This window comes from Streptomyces sp. NPDC048424 (genome assembly GCF_040651555.1).
Taxonomy (GTDB): domain Bacteria; phylum Actinomycetota; class Actinomycetes; order Streptomycetales; family Streptomycetaceae; genus Streptomyces.
This window is the reverse complement of sequence record NZ_JBEZKE010000005.1, coordinates 328,527-343,159: the sequence shown is the minus strand read 5'-3', so window position 1 is coordinate 343,159 and position 14,633 is coordinate 328,527. Positions and strand designations below refer to the sequence as shown.

General features: G+C 71.2%; 10 protein-coding genes. 1 reads left to right on the top strand and 9 read right to left on the bottom strand.

Features of this window, described 5'->3' with window-relative positions:
• Positions 1 to 53 precede the first annotated feature (53 nt).
• The 9 genes from AB0D29_RS10260 to dnaK form a co-directional block, all read right to left on the bottom strand.
• Positions 54 to 2,231, bottom strand: a complete 2,178-nt coding sequence (locus AB0D29_RS10260; protein ID WP_362853090.1) for an FUSC family protein — start codon at positions 2,229 to 2,231, stop codon at positions 54 to 56.
• A 157-nt stretch (positions 2,232 to 2,388) separates the two neighbouring features.
• On the bottom strand, positions 2,389 to 3,522 hold the full coding sequence (locus tag AB0D29_RS10255) for a hypothetical protein (RefSeq protein ID WP_362853089.1): 1,134 nt from the start codon (positions 3,520 to 3,522) through the stop codon (positions 2,389 to 2,391).
• A 131-nt stretch (positions 3,523 to 3,653) separates the two neighbouring features.
• A complete protein-coding gene (locus tag AB0D29_RS10250) occupies positions 3,654 to 5,405 on the bottom strand; it encodes an FAD-dependent oxidoreductase (protein WP_362853088.1) in 1,752 nt (583 codons plus the stop codon).
• 123 nt (positions 5,406 to 5,528) lie between these two features.
• The gene (gene trxA, locus AB0D29_RS10245) at positions 5,529 to 5,987 is read right to left on the bottom strand and encodes a thioredoxin (RefSeq protein ID WP_362853087.1); all 459 of its coding nucleotides are present in this window, start codon (positions 5,985 to 5,987) and stop codon (positions 5,529 to 5,531) included.
• A complete protein-coding gene (gene clpB, locus AB0D29_RS10240; RefSeq protein ID WP_362853086.1) occupies positions 5,984 to 8,623 on the bottom strand; it encodes an ATP-dependent chaperone ClpB in 2,640 nt (879 codons plus the stop codon). Before clpB ends, trxA begins: the two co-directional genes overlap by 4 nt.
• The gene (locus AB0D29_RS10235) at positions 8,614 to 9,021 is read right to left on the bottom strand and encodes a chaperone modulator CbpM (protein WP_362853085.1); all 408 of its coding nucleotides are present in this window, start codon (positions 9,019 to 9,021) and stop codon (positions 8,614 to 8,616) included. The genes clpB and AB0D29_RS10235 overlap by 10 nt, the downstream gene beginning before the upstream one ends.
• Entirely contained in the window at positions 9,021 to 9,968 is a 948-nt protein-coding gene (locus AB0D29_RS10230) for a J domain-containing protein (RefSeq protein WP_362853084.1), read from the bottom strand. Before AB0D29_RS10230 ends, AB0D29_RS10235 begins: the two co-directional genes overlap by 1 nt.
• 6 nt (positions 9,969 to 9,974) lie before the next feature.
• Complete coding sequence (locus AB0D29_RS10225; RefSeq protein WP_362853083.1) at positions 9,975 to 10,583, bottom strand: nucleotide exchange factor GrpE; 609 nt, start codon at positions 10,581 to 10,583, stop codon at positions 9,975 to 9,977.
• Positions 10,584 to 10,591: 8 nt separating this feature from the next.
• A complete protein-coding gene (gene dnaK / locus AB0D29_RS10220; protein WP_362853082.1) occupies positions 10,592 to 12,493 on the bottom strand; it encodes a molecular chaperone DnaK in 1,902 nt (633 codons plus the stop codon).
• A 289-nt stretch (positions 12,494 to 12,782) separates the two neighbouring features.
• Here dnaK and AB0D29_RS10215 point away from each other — a divergent pair, with 289 nt between their 5' ends.
• Positions 12,783 to 14,630: a helix-turn-helix domain-containing protein gene (locus tag AB0D29_RS10215; protein ID WP_362853081.1), complete on the top strand. Its 1,848-nt coding sequence runs from the start codon at positions 12,783 to 12,785 to the stop codon at positions 14,628 to 14,630.
• Positions 14,631 to 14,633: the final 3 nt, after the last annotated feature.

Genomic DNA, 14,633 nt, shown 5'->3' with positions numbered 1-14,633 from the left:
CCGGGAGACTGCTTCCCGATCCAGGAGGTGCGCGCTCCCCGTCGCCGGAGCCGTCACCCACCCCGGTGGGCGGGTCCTGATCCGTCACCTTCCGCCGCCGCAGCGGCCCGTACCCGTTGCTCCTCGCGAGCGGAGCCGACGTCCCGTTCCAGGGGTGTACGGCTCACGGCCGTCGCGAGGTCCTCCAAGGCTTGCTTCTGCATTTCCGCCCCGCGCCGCACCACCGGGCTCCCGTCCCCGGCGGCGGCGCCCTCCCACGCGTGGAGCGCCTCCTCCACGCGCGCCCAGTGCGGATTCCTGTGCTCGCGCACGTCGACCGCCGCCTGCGCGGTGTCCGCCTCCAGGGCCTCGGCGAACCGCTCCGCCTCGGGGACGAGACGGCTGTCGTCCCGCGGGACGTGGCTCTCCATGAGCATCGCCGCCCGGTCGAACCCCTTGAGCGCCTCCTGCGCCTCCTCCGCCTCGCGTGACGTCAGGCCCCTGGGGCGGACCGGTTCCTGCCTTGCCCGGTCGTACGTCTCCTGCCAGGCGGCACGTGCCTCCCTGCTCGCCAGCAGTGCCCTGCGCAGGTCGGCGTGATGTTCCCGGGTCGGTTCGGCGTAGCTGCGGAGCACCGCGGCCGCGTAACGGCCGTCGGCGGCGAGCCAGTCCGCAAGCCGGCCCGGCAGCCGGGGCGTCTCCCATGCGGGGAACACCACGTACGCCAGCATGGCCAGGGCCCCGCCGAGCAGGGTGAGCACCACCCGCTCCGGGACCGTCTGCTCCCATGCCTGGCCGCCCATGCCGAGCAGGAAGACGACGTATGAGGCAGTGAAGCACTGGGAGTAGGCGTACCCGGTGCGGTTCAGCGTGAACGACAGGCCCGCCGAGACCACCGCCAGCAGGCCGAACACATGGGCGTCCGGGCCCAGGGCCCGCACCATCCCGGTGGCGAGCGCGACCCCCGCCAGGGTCCCGGCGAGACGCGCCACCGCCCGCGCGTACGTCTGGTGAAAGTCCGGCCGCATCACCATCACCGAGGCGATGGGCGCCCAGTAGCCGTGGCTCACCGGTAGCCGGGCGGCGATCAGGTAGCCGAGCGTGGCCACCGCCGCCAGGCGCACGGCGTGCCGGAACACGGGCGAGTCCTGGCGGAGCTCACGGCGGACCGCCCGGACTACGACCGGGACCAGCCGGAACATGGTCGGGCGCACCAGGAACTGGGCGTCCGCGGGGCCGGGCGGTGTGGGCGTCCTCCCGCGCCCGCGGCCGCTCCCGGCGATCTCCAACGCCTCGCCGAGCAGTTCCACGAGCCGCTCGGCGGCCTGCCGCGCGGGGCCCTCCAGCACCTCGTGCTCCTCGTCGACACGCAGGGCGTCCCTGCTCCCGGGCGACACCTCGGCGGGAGTGCCGCGGCGGATCGCACGGGCGGCCGCATCCAGGACCTCGGCGGCCGCGTCGAGCAACTCCCGCGCGCGGGCCCGCCCTGGTCCCTCCGCCGGGGCGCCGACGTCCGGGTCGGCGAGTGCGGCGACGACGGGCCGAATACGCTCGGCGAGTCCCCGGGGGCCGTGCAGGACGGAGGGACGGGTGCGGGCCTGTGACGGCGTCACGGCGGCCGCGTCCCGGGCCGTCATCAACGGTTCCGGGTCGAACGGGGCGGTCGGGTCGTGCCGCAGCCGGCGGGCGTAGTCCGCCACGGCGGCCAGGGCGTCGGCGAGCGCGTCGCGATGCGCCCCCCAACGGCGGATCGGGAACAGCAGGATCAGCAGGGCCTGCGCCACTCCCCCGAGCGCGATGATCCCGGCGTGCTCCAGAGCCCGCCCGACGCTCGTGGGCAGGGTGACGGTCACCAGCATGCTGCCGACCGTCGTCGCTGCGACGATCCCGGCGGTCGATCCGACGGCCCACGCCATCCCTGCGGCAAAGGCCCATACGGCCAGCAGTGGGAGGAACGTCGCGAGTCGCCCCGCGGCCAGATAGCCCAGGAAGGTGCTGAGTGCCAGACCTACGCCCGCGCCGAGCGCGATCACTTTGCGGGGACGCCAGGTGCGCTGGAAAGTGGCTGCGCCCGCGGAGTAGGCGCCGAGGGCGGCGGACGCGGCATACGCCGGGGAGGCCAGCCACAGCGCCGGCCCGATGACGATCGCCACCCCAACAGCAGTGCGCAGCGCGAGCAGGGGCTCCAGGCGCGTCTCCTCGATCGTGAGCCCGGATCGCACGACTTCCCGGAGGGCCCGCAGCCACGTCACGGGCAGGAGCCTAGCCCGACCCCCCTACCGGGTCGCGCCGGCCACGCCGCCGAGTCCGTTGAGCATGAGGCTGGAGTCCTCGTGGCCCCTCGGGGCGCCGATCGACCGGCGATGCCTTCGGAACGGGGCGACCACCAAACACCGAAGCATCTCCGACTCAGGTCACCAGCTGGTCACCGTGGTCGCCTTGGAGCATGTGGCGGCGTTCCTTTTCGCGCGTGGAGTAGGCGGCTGCGCGGATCGCCTCGTCGCTCTCCAAGCCTGATCCCAGCGCGCCGGCCACCGTGGCGACCGAAGCGACGAACCAGGACAACGTCAAGTACTCCGTGGCGTGCAGCGGGGTTCCTGTCATGGAAGCGAACACTCGGTCGTTGAGGATGAACAGCGCCCACACCAAGTTGATGACCATCAAACCCACGTAGCAGACGAGCGCCCCGATACCGACGGTGAGGACCGTCGAGGTGTTGTAGAGCCGCGCCCTCTGCCTCGCCTCCGGCGAGCTCTCTGTCGATCGATGCCATAGTTCCCCGTCCACGATCAGCCAGCCGATCATGAGCCCGACGGACCCGACCATGGCGATCACGAGGCGTGGCGCGCTCAGGGCCCCGGAGAGGCTCCAGGTGGTGGAGTCCAGGGTGGCGATGGCCCCCGTGGCGAGTGCGGCCGCCAGGGCTTTCGACAGGCCCGACACCAAGCGCCAAGGCCGGTTGGCGCGGACCATACCGACGAGCACCCGCAGGTAGCCGCGCGGCCCGCTGACGACGTACCGGAGATCGGCGGTCTCCTCGTCACCGACCTGGCCCCGATGGACAGGCGCGAGACGACCGGCAAAAGGGCCCAGAAGCGGCTGACTCCCCGGAAGCCCCTCAGCCCCGGTGACCTGCGGACCGGCCAAGCCGAGCACGGCTTCTTCCACGGCCCGCCGAGCCCTCGTCTGTAGCCGCAAACCCCCCAGGGAAGGAAGGGACAGCAGCGCCAAGCCGTGTTCGTGACTCAGATCCACAACGATCTTGCGCCCGTGCGAGTTCATCGGAAGGTCGGTAAGGGCCACCACGATGTCCCAGTTCTCCGCACGTCCGCGCTCCATGATCCGGCGCATCAAGGTGTGCGGGTCCTCGGTCCCCGAGGTGAAGGGCTCACTGACCACTTTGACGTCGAACCGACGCCCCTGGCCCGCCTTTTCGGCGAGCCGATCAGGAAGTATCCGGGCGATGCGCCGCGCGACATCCGTGGGCGCGTCCGGATCGGCCAGGAGAGCTACGACCGTAACGTCCTGCGACGACTCCCGCACGACCGGACCATCCTCCTCGGCTGTCCTCCGCGATTGCAAGGGTTCACAGGATGCCCCGGGGTAGAGGCGAAGCCGTGGTGACACGCTGTTCTTACGGGTTGGGCCACCTGTGGGGTCCGTCAGGGGCAGGGTCAGCGCGAGGACACGGACCCGCCCGCTACCGGCCGGCGTCCTTCGGAGTCGGCGGTGACCAGGTTTCCCCTCCGTTCCCGGTGCTCGTGCACGAGACGGATCGCCATGGCGCCTTCACCGGTCGCCGAGGCCACACGTTTCACCGAGCCGCTCCTGACGTCGCCGGCGGCGAAGACCCCGGGCAGGGTGGTCTCCAGCAGCATCGGATCGCGGCCCAGTGAGGCCCACCGGTTCGTGTCGGCCACGGCCCGGGCGTCGGCGCCGGTGAGGACGAAGCCCCTCTCGTCCAGGGCCAGCACGCCCTTGAGCCATTCCGTGCGCGGCCGGGCCCCGATGAACACGAACAGCGCCGCGGCCTGCAGCTCACGGCGCTCATTGCTCGCGTTGTCCTCCACCACCAGCGACTCCAGCTGCTCCTCCCCAGTGACGCCCTGGACTTCGGTGTGGAGCGACACCTCGATCTTGGGGTGCTGTTCCACCTGGTCCACCAGATAGCGCGACATGTCCGCGTTGAGGTCGCTGCCCCGGACGAGGAGGTGGACCCTGGACGCGTGGTGGGCGAGGAACAGCGCCGCTTGCCCGGCGGAGTTCCCGCCGCCGACCACGGCGACGGGGTCCGCCCGGCAGAGGCCGGCCTCGTGGACCGTCGCCGCGTAGTAGACGCTGATGCCTTCCAGGCGGTCGATGCCGGGCACTTCGAGCCTGCGGTACCGCACGCCCGAGGCGAGCACCACGGCGCCGGCCCGGGCCCGGGACCCGTCTGTGAACGTGACGACGTACTCGTCGTCCTGCGGGGTGAGCGCGCCGACCTCCGCCGGCACCATGAGGCGGGCGCCGAATTTGTGGGCCTGGAGCACCGCACGCTCGATGAGTTCGCCCCCGGAGATGCCGGACGGGAAGCCGAGGTAGTTCTCGATGCGGGACGAGGTCGCGGCCTGGCCTCCAGTGGCCACGGCGTCGACGGTGACCGTGGTGAGACCGTCGGAGGCACCGTACACGGCGGCGGCGAGTCCTGCGGGGCCCGCACCGACCACCATGACGTCACACCGTTCGTTCTCGGGCGAGGGGGTGGGCAGACCGATGAGCCGGGCGAGTTCGGCGTTGCTCGGATTGCGCAGGAGCCGCTCACCCTGCCAGAGGACCACCGGAGTCTCCTCGGGACGGATGGCGAACCGGCGCAGCAGCGCCTCGGCCTCCTCGTCCCTCTCCAGATCCACCCAGCGGTGGGGCAGCCGGTTGCGGGCGGCGAACTCGCGCAGCCGCAGCGTGTCCCGTGAATAGCACGATCCCAGGATCCGGAAGCCGGCGCCGAGGCCGATGAGCAGGTACCTGCGGCCCAGGTAGGCGCGGAGGATCAGGTCGCCGAGGACGGGGTCGCTGCCGACCAGGGCGCGTTGCCGCTCCACCGGTACGGCCAGGATCTCGCCGGCCTCACGCACCACGGCGGTGTCGAACGCCGCATGGCCCTCCAGCAGCCCGAGTTCGCCCAGGAACCTGCCGGGCCCGTGCACGGCCACCGTCCGCTCGTCGGGACCGCCCTGGTCGTGAAGGATCTCGACCGTTCCGCTGAGGATCACGAGAAACTCCCGGAACGGCTCGCCCTCGCGGTACAGCACCTCGCCCTCGGCGGTCCTGCGGCGCTCACCGTGCGCGGTCAGGTCCTCGAGCTGCTCCGGCGTGAGGCGCGGGAACGCCCCGTACCGGTCAGGTGTCTCGCGGACCGCACCCTTCTTGTTCTCGGCCGTGCTCATCAGACCAGGACCTCGTGAACGTAGCACCAGCGCCAGTCGGGAATCGTGGCCATGAGGGTTTTCCTTCCGTGAATGGGCCTGATCGGCCGCGGTCGGCGACGGTCTCCCTCATCACCGTCGTGTTCACCCTCCGGCAGTCGTCTGCCGGCCCGCCATCGCCTGCTCGACCCACGAGCGCAGGGCGTGCGCGGGCGCCGCGCCGGCCTGCCGGGCGAGCGTCTCGCCCTGGTCCAGGACGAGCAGGGTCGGCACCGCCTGCACCTCGAACCGCCGACTGAGCCGTGGGTTCTGGTCGACGTCGACCTTGACGAGCTTGATCTGTCCGGCGAGGTCCCGAGCCACCTGTTCGAGGGCTGGGCTGACCATGCGGCAGGGGCCGCACCAGGTGGCCCAGAGGTCGACGACGACGGGCACCGTGGCGTTGTCGGCGACCTCGGCGAAGTCGTCGTCGCCCGCGTCGACGACCCAGGGCAGGGGCTGCTTGCAATGGCCGCATCGGGGCCGTCCCTCGGCGGCCACGGGAATCCGGTTGCCGCGCCCGCAGTTCGGGCAGGTCACCGTCGTCGTCCGGGTGGTGTTCACGCCGCCCTCGCTTCCCGGTCGTCCTCCTGTTGGTCGTAGGTGACCACCAGCTCTCCGTGCTCGGCGTCGACGCGCACCGTAGCTCCGTCCTGGACGTCGCCGCGCAGCAGGGCGCGCCCGACCAGCGTCTCGACCTCGTGGGAGATGTAACGCCGCAGCGGACGGGCCCCGTACACCGGGTCGTAGCCCTGGTGGGCGATCACCTCCCGCGCAACGTCGGACAGTTCGACGGTGATGCGGCGCTCGGCGAGCCTCCGCCGCAGCTCGTCGAACTGCAGCTCCACGATCCGCTCGATCTGCCGCTCACCGAGCGGCTTGAACAGCACGATGTCGTCGACGCGGTTGAGGAACTCCGGGCGGAAGTGCCCGCGCAGCTCGCCCATCACCAGGGCGCGGGCGTCGGGCTTGATCTCGCCGTCGGCGGTGGCGCCGTCGAGGAGGTGCTCGGAGCCGATGTTGGACGTCATGATGATCACGGTGTTGCGGAAGTCGACGGTGCGGCCCTGGGCGTCGGTGATGCGACCGTCATCGAGGATCTGCAGCAGCGTGTTGAAGACATCGGTGTGCGCCTTCTCGACCTCGTCGAACAGGACGACCGAGTACGGCTTGCGGCGTACGGCCTCGGTGAGCTGGCCGCCCTCCTCGTAGCCGACGTATCCGGGCGGTGCGCCCATGAGCCGGCTGACGGTGTGCCGCTCCTGGTACTCGCTCATGTCGAGGCGGACCATGTTCTCCTCGGAGTCGAACAGGGTCCGGGCGAGGGTCTTGGCCAGCTCGGTCTTCCCGACGCCGGTGGGGCCGAGGAAGATGAACGATCCGATGGGGCGGCGAGGATCGCGGATGCCGGAGCGGGCACGGATGATGGCGTCGGTGACGAGCTTGACGGCCTCGTCCTGGCCGATGACGCGCTCGCGCAGGATCTCGTCGAGGCGGAGCAGCTTCTCGCGTTCGCCCTCCTGGAGGCGGGCGACGGGGACGCCGGTCCAGGCGGCGACGATCTCGGCGATCTCCTCCTCGGTGACGACCTCGCGCAGCAGCCGGTTCTGACCTTGTTTGGCGGCCAGTTGCTCCTCCTCCGCGGCGAGTCGGCGCTCCAGGTCCTGGACGCGGCCGTAGCGCAGTTCGGCGGCGCGGTTGAGGTCGTAGGCGCGTTCGGCCTCCTCTGCCTCGTGGCGGACCTGTTCCAGTTCCTGACGCAGTTCCTGCACGCGGCGGATCGCCTGCCGTTCGGCCTCCCACTGGGCGTGTTTGGCGTCGGCTTCACCGCGCAGGTCGCCCAGTTCCCTGCGCAGCTCCTCCAGGCGCGTTTTGCTGGCGGGGTCGGTCTCTTTGGACAGGGCGGCATCCTCGATCTCCAGCCGTGTGACGCGGCGGGTGATCTCGTCGAGTTCGGCGGGCATGGAGTCGATCTCGGTACGCAGCCTGGCGCACGCCTCGTCGACGAGGTCGATGGCCTTGTCGGGCAGGAACCGGTCGGTGATGTAACGGTGGCTGAGGGTGGCCGCGGAGACCAGCGCGGTGTCCTGGATCTTCACGCCGTGGAAGACCTCCAGGCGTTCGCGCAGTCCACGCAGGATGGAGATGGTGTCCTCCACGCTGGGCTCCTCGACCAGGACCTGCTGGAAGCGGCGTTCGAGGGCGGCGTCCTTCTCGATGTGCTTGCGGTACTCGTCGAGGGTGGTGGCGCCGATCATGTGGAGTTCGCCGCGGGCCAGCATCGGCTTGAGCATGTTGCCGGCGTCCATGGCTCCTTCGGCGGCTCCCGCGCCGACGACGGTGTGGAGTTCGTCGACGAAGAGCAGGATGCGCCCTTGGGCGGCCTTCACCTCGGACAGTACGGCCTTCAGGCGTTCCTCGAACTCGCCGCGGTACTTGGCACCGGCGACCAGGGAGCCCATGTCCAGGGCGAACACCGTCCTGTCGCGCAGGCCCTCGGGGACATCGCCGCGGACGATGCGCTGGGCCAGGCCCTCGATGATGGCGGTCTTGCCCACGCCGGGATCGCCGATGAGGACGGGGTTGTTCTTGGTCTTGCGGCTGAGGATCTGGGTGACGCGGCGGATCTCCGCGTCACGGCCGATGACCGGGTCCAGCCGCCCGGACCGAGCCTCGAGGACCAGGTCGCGGCCGTACTTCTCCAGAGCCTCGTAGGCCACTTCGGGGTTGGCGGAGGTGACGCGCTGGTTGCCGCGGACCTGGGTGAGCGCGCTCAGGAACGAGTCCCGGGTGATGCCGGCCTGTTTGAGCAGTCGCCCGGCGGCCGTTGAAGAGCTCTCCTCGGCGAGGGCGAGCAGGAGGTGTTCCACGGATACGTACTCGTCCTTGAGGCGTTTGGCCTCCCGCTCGGCGGCGTCGAGCAGGTGGGCGAGGCGCTGGGTGACGAAGACCTGGCCGGGTGCCGCGCCGGGGCCGGTGACCTTCGGGCGGCGGGAGAGTTCCTCGCGCACGGCCTCGCGCAGTCCCTTCGGCTCCTTGCCCGCCTGCTCCAGCAACCGCGGGATCAGCCCGTCCTCCTGATCGAGAAGTGCGAGCAGCAGGTGTTCCCCGTCGACCTCGGTGTGCCCCATGCGGCCGGCCGCGGTCTGGGCCTCCTGAAGGGCGTCCTGGGACTTCTGGGTGAGACGGTTCATGTCCATGGGGGTGTTTCACTCCTCGTGCCGCGGCCGCGCAGGGCGGCTTCGAGCAGGCTGATGCGGTCGAGCAGGTCGAGCACCAGGCCGATGGATGCGTAGTTGAGGCAGAGTCCGGTGCGCAGCCGCTGGATGCGGGCGAGGACCGCCGGTGCCGTGGGGTCGAACACCAGGTGCCCCGCGGCGTCGCGTTCGGCGTCGATCAGGCCGAGGGCGACGAACCGGCGGATCAGGTCGGGGTGGAGGCCCGAGCGACGGGCCACGGCGTCGAGGGAGAGCCTGGGGGCGGGCACGAGCGCGTACCGGACGGCCGTCGAGGCGGTGGGATCAGCTCCCGTTCGTACCGGACGGTTGCCCGCGCCGGCCCGGCCGGGGCCTGCCGCTCCCGCGGGTGGTTCGTTCATCACGTCCTCCTGGGGTCGTACGAGGAGGCGGCGGCGAGCTCCGCGAACAGTTCGCGCTCCCGGTCGCCGAGGGTGGGTGGCACCACGATGCGGAGTTCGGCGTACAGGTCGCCGTTCGCGCCGCGCGGATTCGGCATGCCCTCGCCGCGCAGCCGCAGCCGCCGGCCGCTGGACGAGCCCGCGGGCACCGTGACCTTGGCCGTGCCGCCGCCGGGGGTGGGCACCGGCACGGTCGCACCCAGGGCCGCCTCCCAGGGGGCGACCGGGACCTGGACGTGCACGTCGCGGCCGTCCAGCCGGAACCGGGGGTGGGGCTGGATACGCACGCGCAGGTACAGGTCGCCCGCGGCGGCGTCACCACTGCCCCGGCCGCCCTCGCCCGCCAGCCGGATGCGCTGCCCGTCGGTGACGCCCGGCGGCACGTCGACCTCGTACCGCCGCGGCTGCCCGGTGGGACCGGCGAGCGTGACGGTGCGACGGCCGCCTCGGTACGCCTCCTCGACGGTGAGCGGCAGTTCGGCCTCCTGGTCCGCACCGGGGACGCTCCCCCGGGCGGCGCCGGCTCCGAACATGGAGCCGAACAGGTCCTCGATATCGATGCCCTCCGCTCCGAAGTCGTCGCCGAAGCCGGCGTACCGGACCCGAGGACCGCCGCCGCCTGCGGTCGTGCGACCGCGGAAGCCGCCGCCCGCTCCGGCCGCGACCCGTTCGTCGAAGTCCTCCGGGATCTTGCGGAAATCCTCGCCGAAGCGGTCGTAGCGGGCTCGGGTCTTGGGGTCGGACAGGGCGCTGTATGCCTCGTTGAGGTCCTTGAAACGCTCTTCCGCCCCAGGGTCCTTGTTGACGTCGGGGTGGTGCCTGCGGGCGAGTTTGCGATATGCCTGCTGGATCTCGTCCTGGCTCGCGGACCGCGACACGCCGAGCACCTCGTAGTAGTCCCGCGCCATGACCGGTCACTCCCGCTTCGCGACGGTTACGGCGGCGGGCCTGAGCTGCCGCTCGCCGTCCCCGTAGCCGGGGCGCAGTACCTCGACGACCGTGCCCGGTGGGGCGTCGGGGTCCTGGACGACGCCGACCACCTCGTGCCGGGCCGGGTCGAAGGGGACCCCGGTCTCCGCGTGCCGCGGGTAGCCGAGCAGTTCGAGGACGTTCACCGCTTGGTCGCGTACGGCCCGGATGCCCTCCACGATCGCGCCCGGATCGGCGCCCGCGTGGGTCAGGGCGAGTTCGAGGTTGTCGAGGACGGGCAGGAAGGCGGCCGCCGTGCGGGACCGCTCCACCGCCCGTTCGCGCTCCAGTTCCCTGGCGTGGCGCTTGCGAAGGTTGTCGAGGTCGGCGAGTGCGCGCCGCCAACGGTCCTCCAGCTCCTGGATCGCGGTCGTGTACTCGTCCTCCGCAAGCGCGGGCCCGGCGGCATCGGGTCCCGGTTCGCCGTTCGCCGCTCCGGGCCGGGGCGGGCCCGGCTGGGGCAGATCCCCGCGAGGGGCGCGTCCGGCACCTTCCGGGACCGGTTCGACCGGATCCGGCGCGGCCCGGTCGGGTTCCTGGGGGTAGGTGGGCATGACGCGCCTCAGCCCTTGTCGAACTCGGCGTCGATGACATCATCGTCACCGCCACTGCCACTCGTGGGACCGCCGGTGGCGGCGTCCTGGCCGGGACTTCCGCCCGTGGCGGCGGCGCCCTGATGGGCCGCCAGCCCGGCGAGCACCTGCTGGAGTTCGGAGGTCAGGGGCCGCACGCGCTCCACGCCCGCCTCTTCCTTGACCGCCGCCCGGGCGTCGGACACGAGCATCTCGCCGCGTGCCTTCTCGTGCGCCGGGGCTGCGTCGCCCAGTTCGGCGAGACGCTTCTCGACCTGGTACGCGATGGCGTCGAGTTCATTGCGGGCATCGACGGCCTCGCGGAGCGCCTTGTCCTGGCCCTGGTTGCTTTCGGCCTCCTGGACCATGCGTTCGACCTCACTGCGGTCCAGGTTGGAGCTCTCGCTGATGGTGATGCCCTGTTCCTTGCCGGTGTCCCGGTCACGGGCCTTGACCTCGAGGATGCCGTTGGCGTCGATGTCGAAGGTGACCTCGATCTGTGCTTCGCCCCGCGGCGCGGGCCGGATGTCGGTGAGCTGGAACCGGCCCAGCACCCGGTTGTCGGCGGCCAGCTCGCGCTCGCCCTGGAGGACCACCACGTCGACGGCCGGCTGGTTGTCCTCGGCGGTGGAGAAGGTCTCGCTGCGGCGCACCGGGATGGTGGTGTTCCGCTCGATGATCTTCGTCATCACTCCGCCGCGTGTCTCCACGCCCAGCGACAAGGGGGTCACGTCGAGCAGCAGGACGTCCTTGACCTCACCCTTGAGCACCCCTGCCTGGATCGCGGCACCAAGGGCCACGACCTCATCGGGGTTGACGCTCATGTTGGGTTCCTTGCCGCCGGTCAGCCGGCGGACCAGGGTCTGGACAGCGGGGATGCGGGTGGATCCGCCGACGAGGATGACCTCGTCGATGTCGCTCTCACCGACCTTGGCGTCGGCGATGGCCTGCTGCACCGGTCCCAGGCAGCGCTCCACCAGGTCGCCGGTGATCTGCTCGAACGTGGACCGCATGATCGAGTCGGTGAGGTGCTTGGGCCCGGACGCGTCGGCGGTGATGAAGGGCAGGCTGACCTGCGTCTGCGTCACCGAACTCAGCTCGGTCTTGGCCTTCTCCGCCGCCTCGAACAATCGTTGCAGCGCCTGCGCGTCCTGGCGCAGGTCGATGCCGTTCTCCTTCTGGAAGCCGTCCGCGAGGTGATCCACCAGACGCCGGTCGAAGTCGTCGCCGCCCAGGTGGCTGTCGCCGGCGGTGGAGCGCACCTCCACCACGCCGTCGCCGACGTCGAGGATGCTCACGTCGAAGGTGCCGCCGCCCAGGTCGAAGACGAGGACGGTCTCGTGCTCCTTCTTGTCCACGCCGTACGCGAGGGCGGCCGCCGTCGGCTCGTTGATGATCCGCAGCACCTCCAGTCCCGCGATCCGTCCGGCGTCCTTGGTGGCGGTGCGCTGGGCGTCATTGAAGTAGGCGGGCACCGTGATGACCGCCTCCGTGACCCGCTCCCCGAGCTGCTTGGAGGCGTCCTCGGTGAGTTTGCGCAGCACCTGGGCGCTGATCTCCTCGGGCGCGTACAGCTTGTCGCGCACCTTGAAGCGGGCCGCCCCGCCGTCGCCCTCGACGACGTCGTACGCCACCGCCCTGGCCTCGTCGGAGATCTCGTCGAAATGCCGGCCGATGAACCGCTTGGCCGAGTAGATGGTGCCCTTGGGATTGAGGATCGCCTGGCGCCGGGCCAGCTGGCCCACCAGACGTTCCCCGGTGTCGGTGAAGCCCACCACTGACGGTGTCGTGCGGTTGCCCTCGCTGTTGGGCACGACGGTCGGCTCTCCGCCCTCCCACACGGCGATCACCGAGTTGGTGGTGCCCAGGTCGATGCCCACTGCCTTGGCCATGAGGAACTCCTCCCGGTACGGCGCCTGCGCCGACTGTCCGGATCGCGGGGCAGCCGGCCTGCGGAGCTGCTCGATCACCGCCCGGCCCTACCTGCCGGTGCGCACGGACGGTTTCGAACGCTTCCCAGGGTGGCGGGCCGAGCGACTCCACGCTTGCGCCTGGCGAGTCAGAAAGGCACGGGGCCGGTCACCCCACGAGTACGAGAGGAAGAATCCGAACATCTCGCATGAGCCGGCCCGACCAAGCACCACCGCTCGGCTGTAGGCTCGAACAGGACGGAGTGATCCCATGGCCAGCAGCCGGGCGCACAACCTGTACCGCCGCCGCTGCGACCGGGAGAGCAGCCTTCCGCGGGACAGCGGCGGGCGGCTCCCCATGGCCGCGCGGAGAGGGTCTCTCCCGCCCCGCGGGAGCGGGCGTCACCCCACGGCCGCGCGGCGAGGGCCCCGCCCACCCGCCCCGACCCCGGCCGACCGTGTCCCCCACGAACTGATGGTGCTCTCCAGCGCCCTGTTCGACACCCTGGACGAAGGCGAGATCCTGAGCCTGGCCATGGACCACATAGCCGCCGCAGGGCCGTACGGCGCCGAGGCCGCATACCTCGAGGTGGACGGCGACCTGGTCCCCAGCCCGAGGAACGGGCAGGTCCATGCCTTGGCCGTGGACCGGAGGGTACGGGAGCTGGCCGGGGAGGACGGCCCTGTGACCGTGCCCGGCCGGCCCTGGGGCCGGGCCCTGGGGCTACGCGGGCTTGAGAGGCTCCACGGCTACCTCGTGGTGACGTCCCACTCGCGGCCCACCGACGCCGAGCGCTCCCTGCTCGCCACGCTCGTCCAGCACACCGCCGCTGCGCTGTCGGTCGCCTTCGCACACCGCCATCAACGCGAGGACGCGCTGGAGCTGCACCGGTTGAGGGAGGAGCGGACAGCCCTCCAGGGACGGCTGATCTCTGTCGTGGCCGAGCTGGAGTACCAGCAGGCTGTTCACGCGCTCTTGGCCGACGTCGCCGCCTCGGGCGGCGGCGAGGAAGCCCTCACCCGCGCACTGCACGGGCTCACGGGACTCCCCGCGCTGGTCGAGGACCGCTTCGGTCGGCTGAGGTCCTGGACCGGTCCTGATCGCCCCGACCCCTATCCCCAACCGGACCCCGTGCGCCAGGACGAAATGCTGTCCGCCGTCGGCCGTCAGGCCGGGCCGGTGCGGGTGAAGGACCGGCTGGTCACCCTGGTCCGCCCGCAGGGCGAGGTCCTGGGCGTGCTGGCCCTGGTCGACGTCCGGGGTGAGGCCGACGAGCACACCCTGCGCGCGCTGGAGGACGGCGCCGCGTCACTCGCCCCGGAGCTGGCGCACCTGCGCAATCTGGCCGAAGTGGAGTCGAGGCTGCACCGCGAGCTGGCCGACGACCTCCTGGCAGGAACGGACGAGGCGAGCGCCTACGCCCGGTCCGAGGCAGTCGGACACGACCTGCACCGCCGCCACTACGTCGTCGTGGTGCAGTGGTCGAACCGGACGGCGGACGATTCCTTCGCGCAGACCGTGGGCCGGGCGGCCTCTGCCGTGGGCATGCACTCGCTGCTGACCCGGCGCTCCGACCACGTGGTCCTGGTCGCCGACGACCGGCCGCACGCCCGCGCACTGTACGAGGCGCTCGCCCGGGAGACCGGGACACGGTCCGGGACCATCGGCGTGAGCTCCCCTTGCGACTCCCTGGACGACATCCCCCACCGCTACGAGGAGGCGCAGCGCGCCCTGGAAGTGCGCCGCCACTCCCGCGAGCACCACGGCACGACGTTCTTCGACGAGCTGGGCCTCTACCGCATCCTGGGACCCGGCAACGACTACCGGGAACTGGAGACGTTCGTCCACGAGTGGCTCGGGCCGCTGATCGACTACGACTCCCGGCACCACACGGCCATGGTGGAGACGCTCTCCCAGTACTTCGACTGCGGCGGCAACTACGACGAGACCGCCGAATCCCTCGCGATCCACCGCAGCACGCTGCGCTATCGGCTCCAGCGCATCCGCAACATCAGCGGCAACGACCTCGCGAACGTCGAGGACCGGCTCAACCTCCAGGTGGCGACCCGGGTGTGGAAGATCGTGCTGGGCGAACAGGCAGGAGAACGACATCGTTGAACG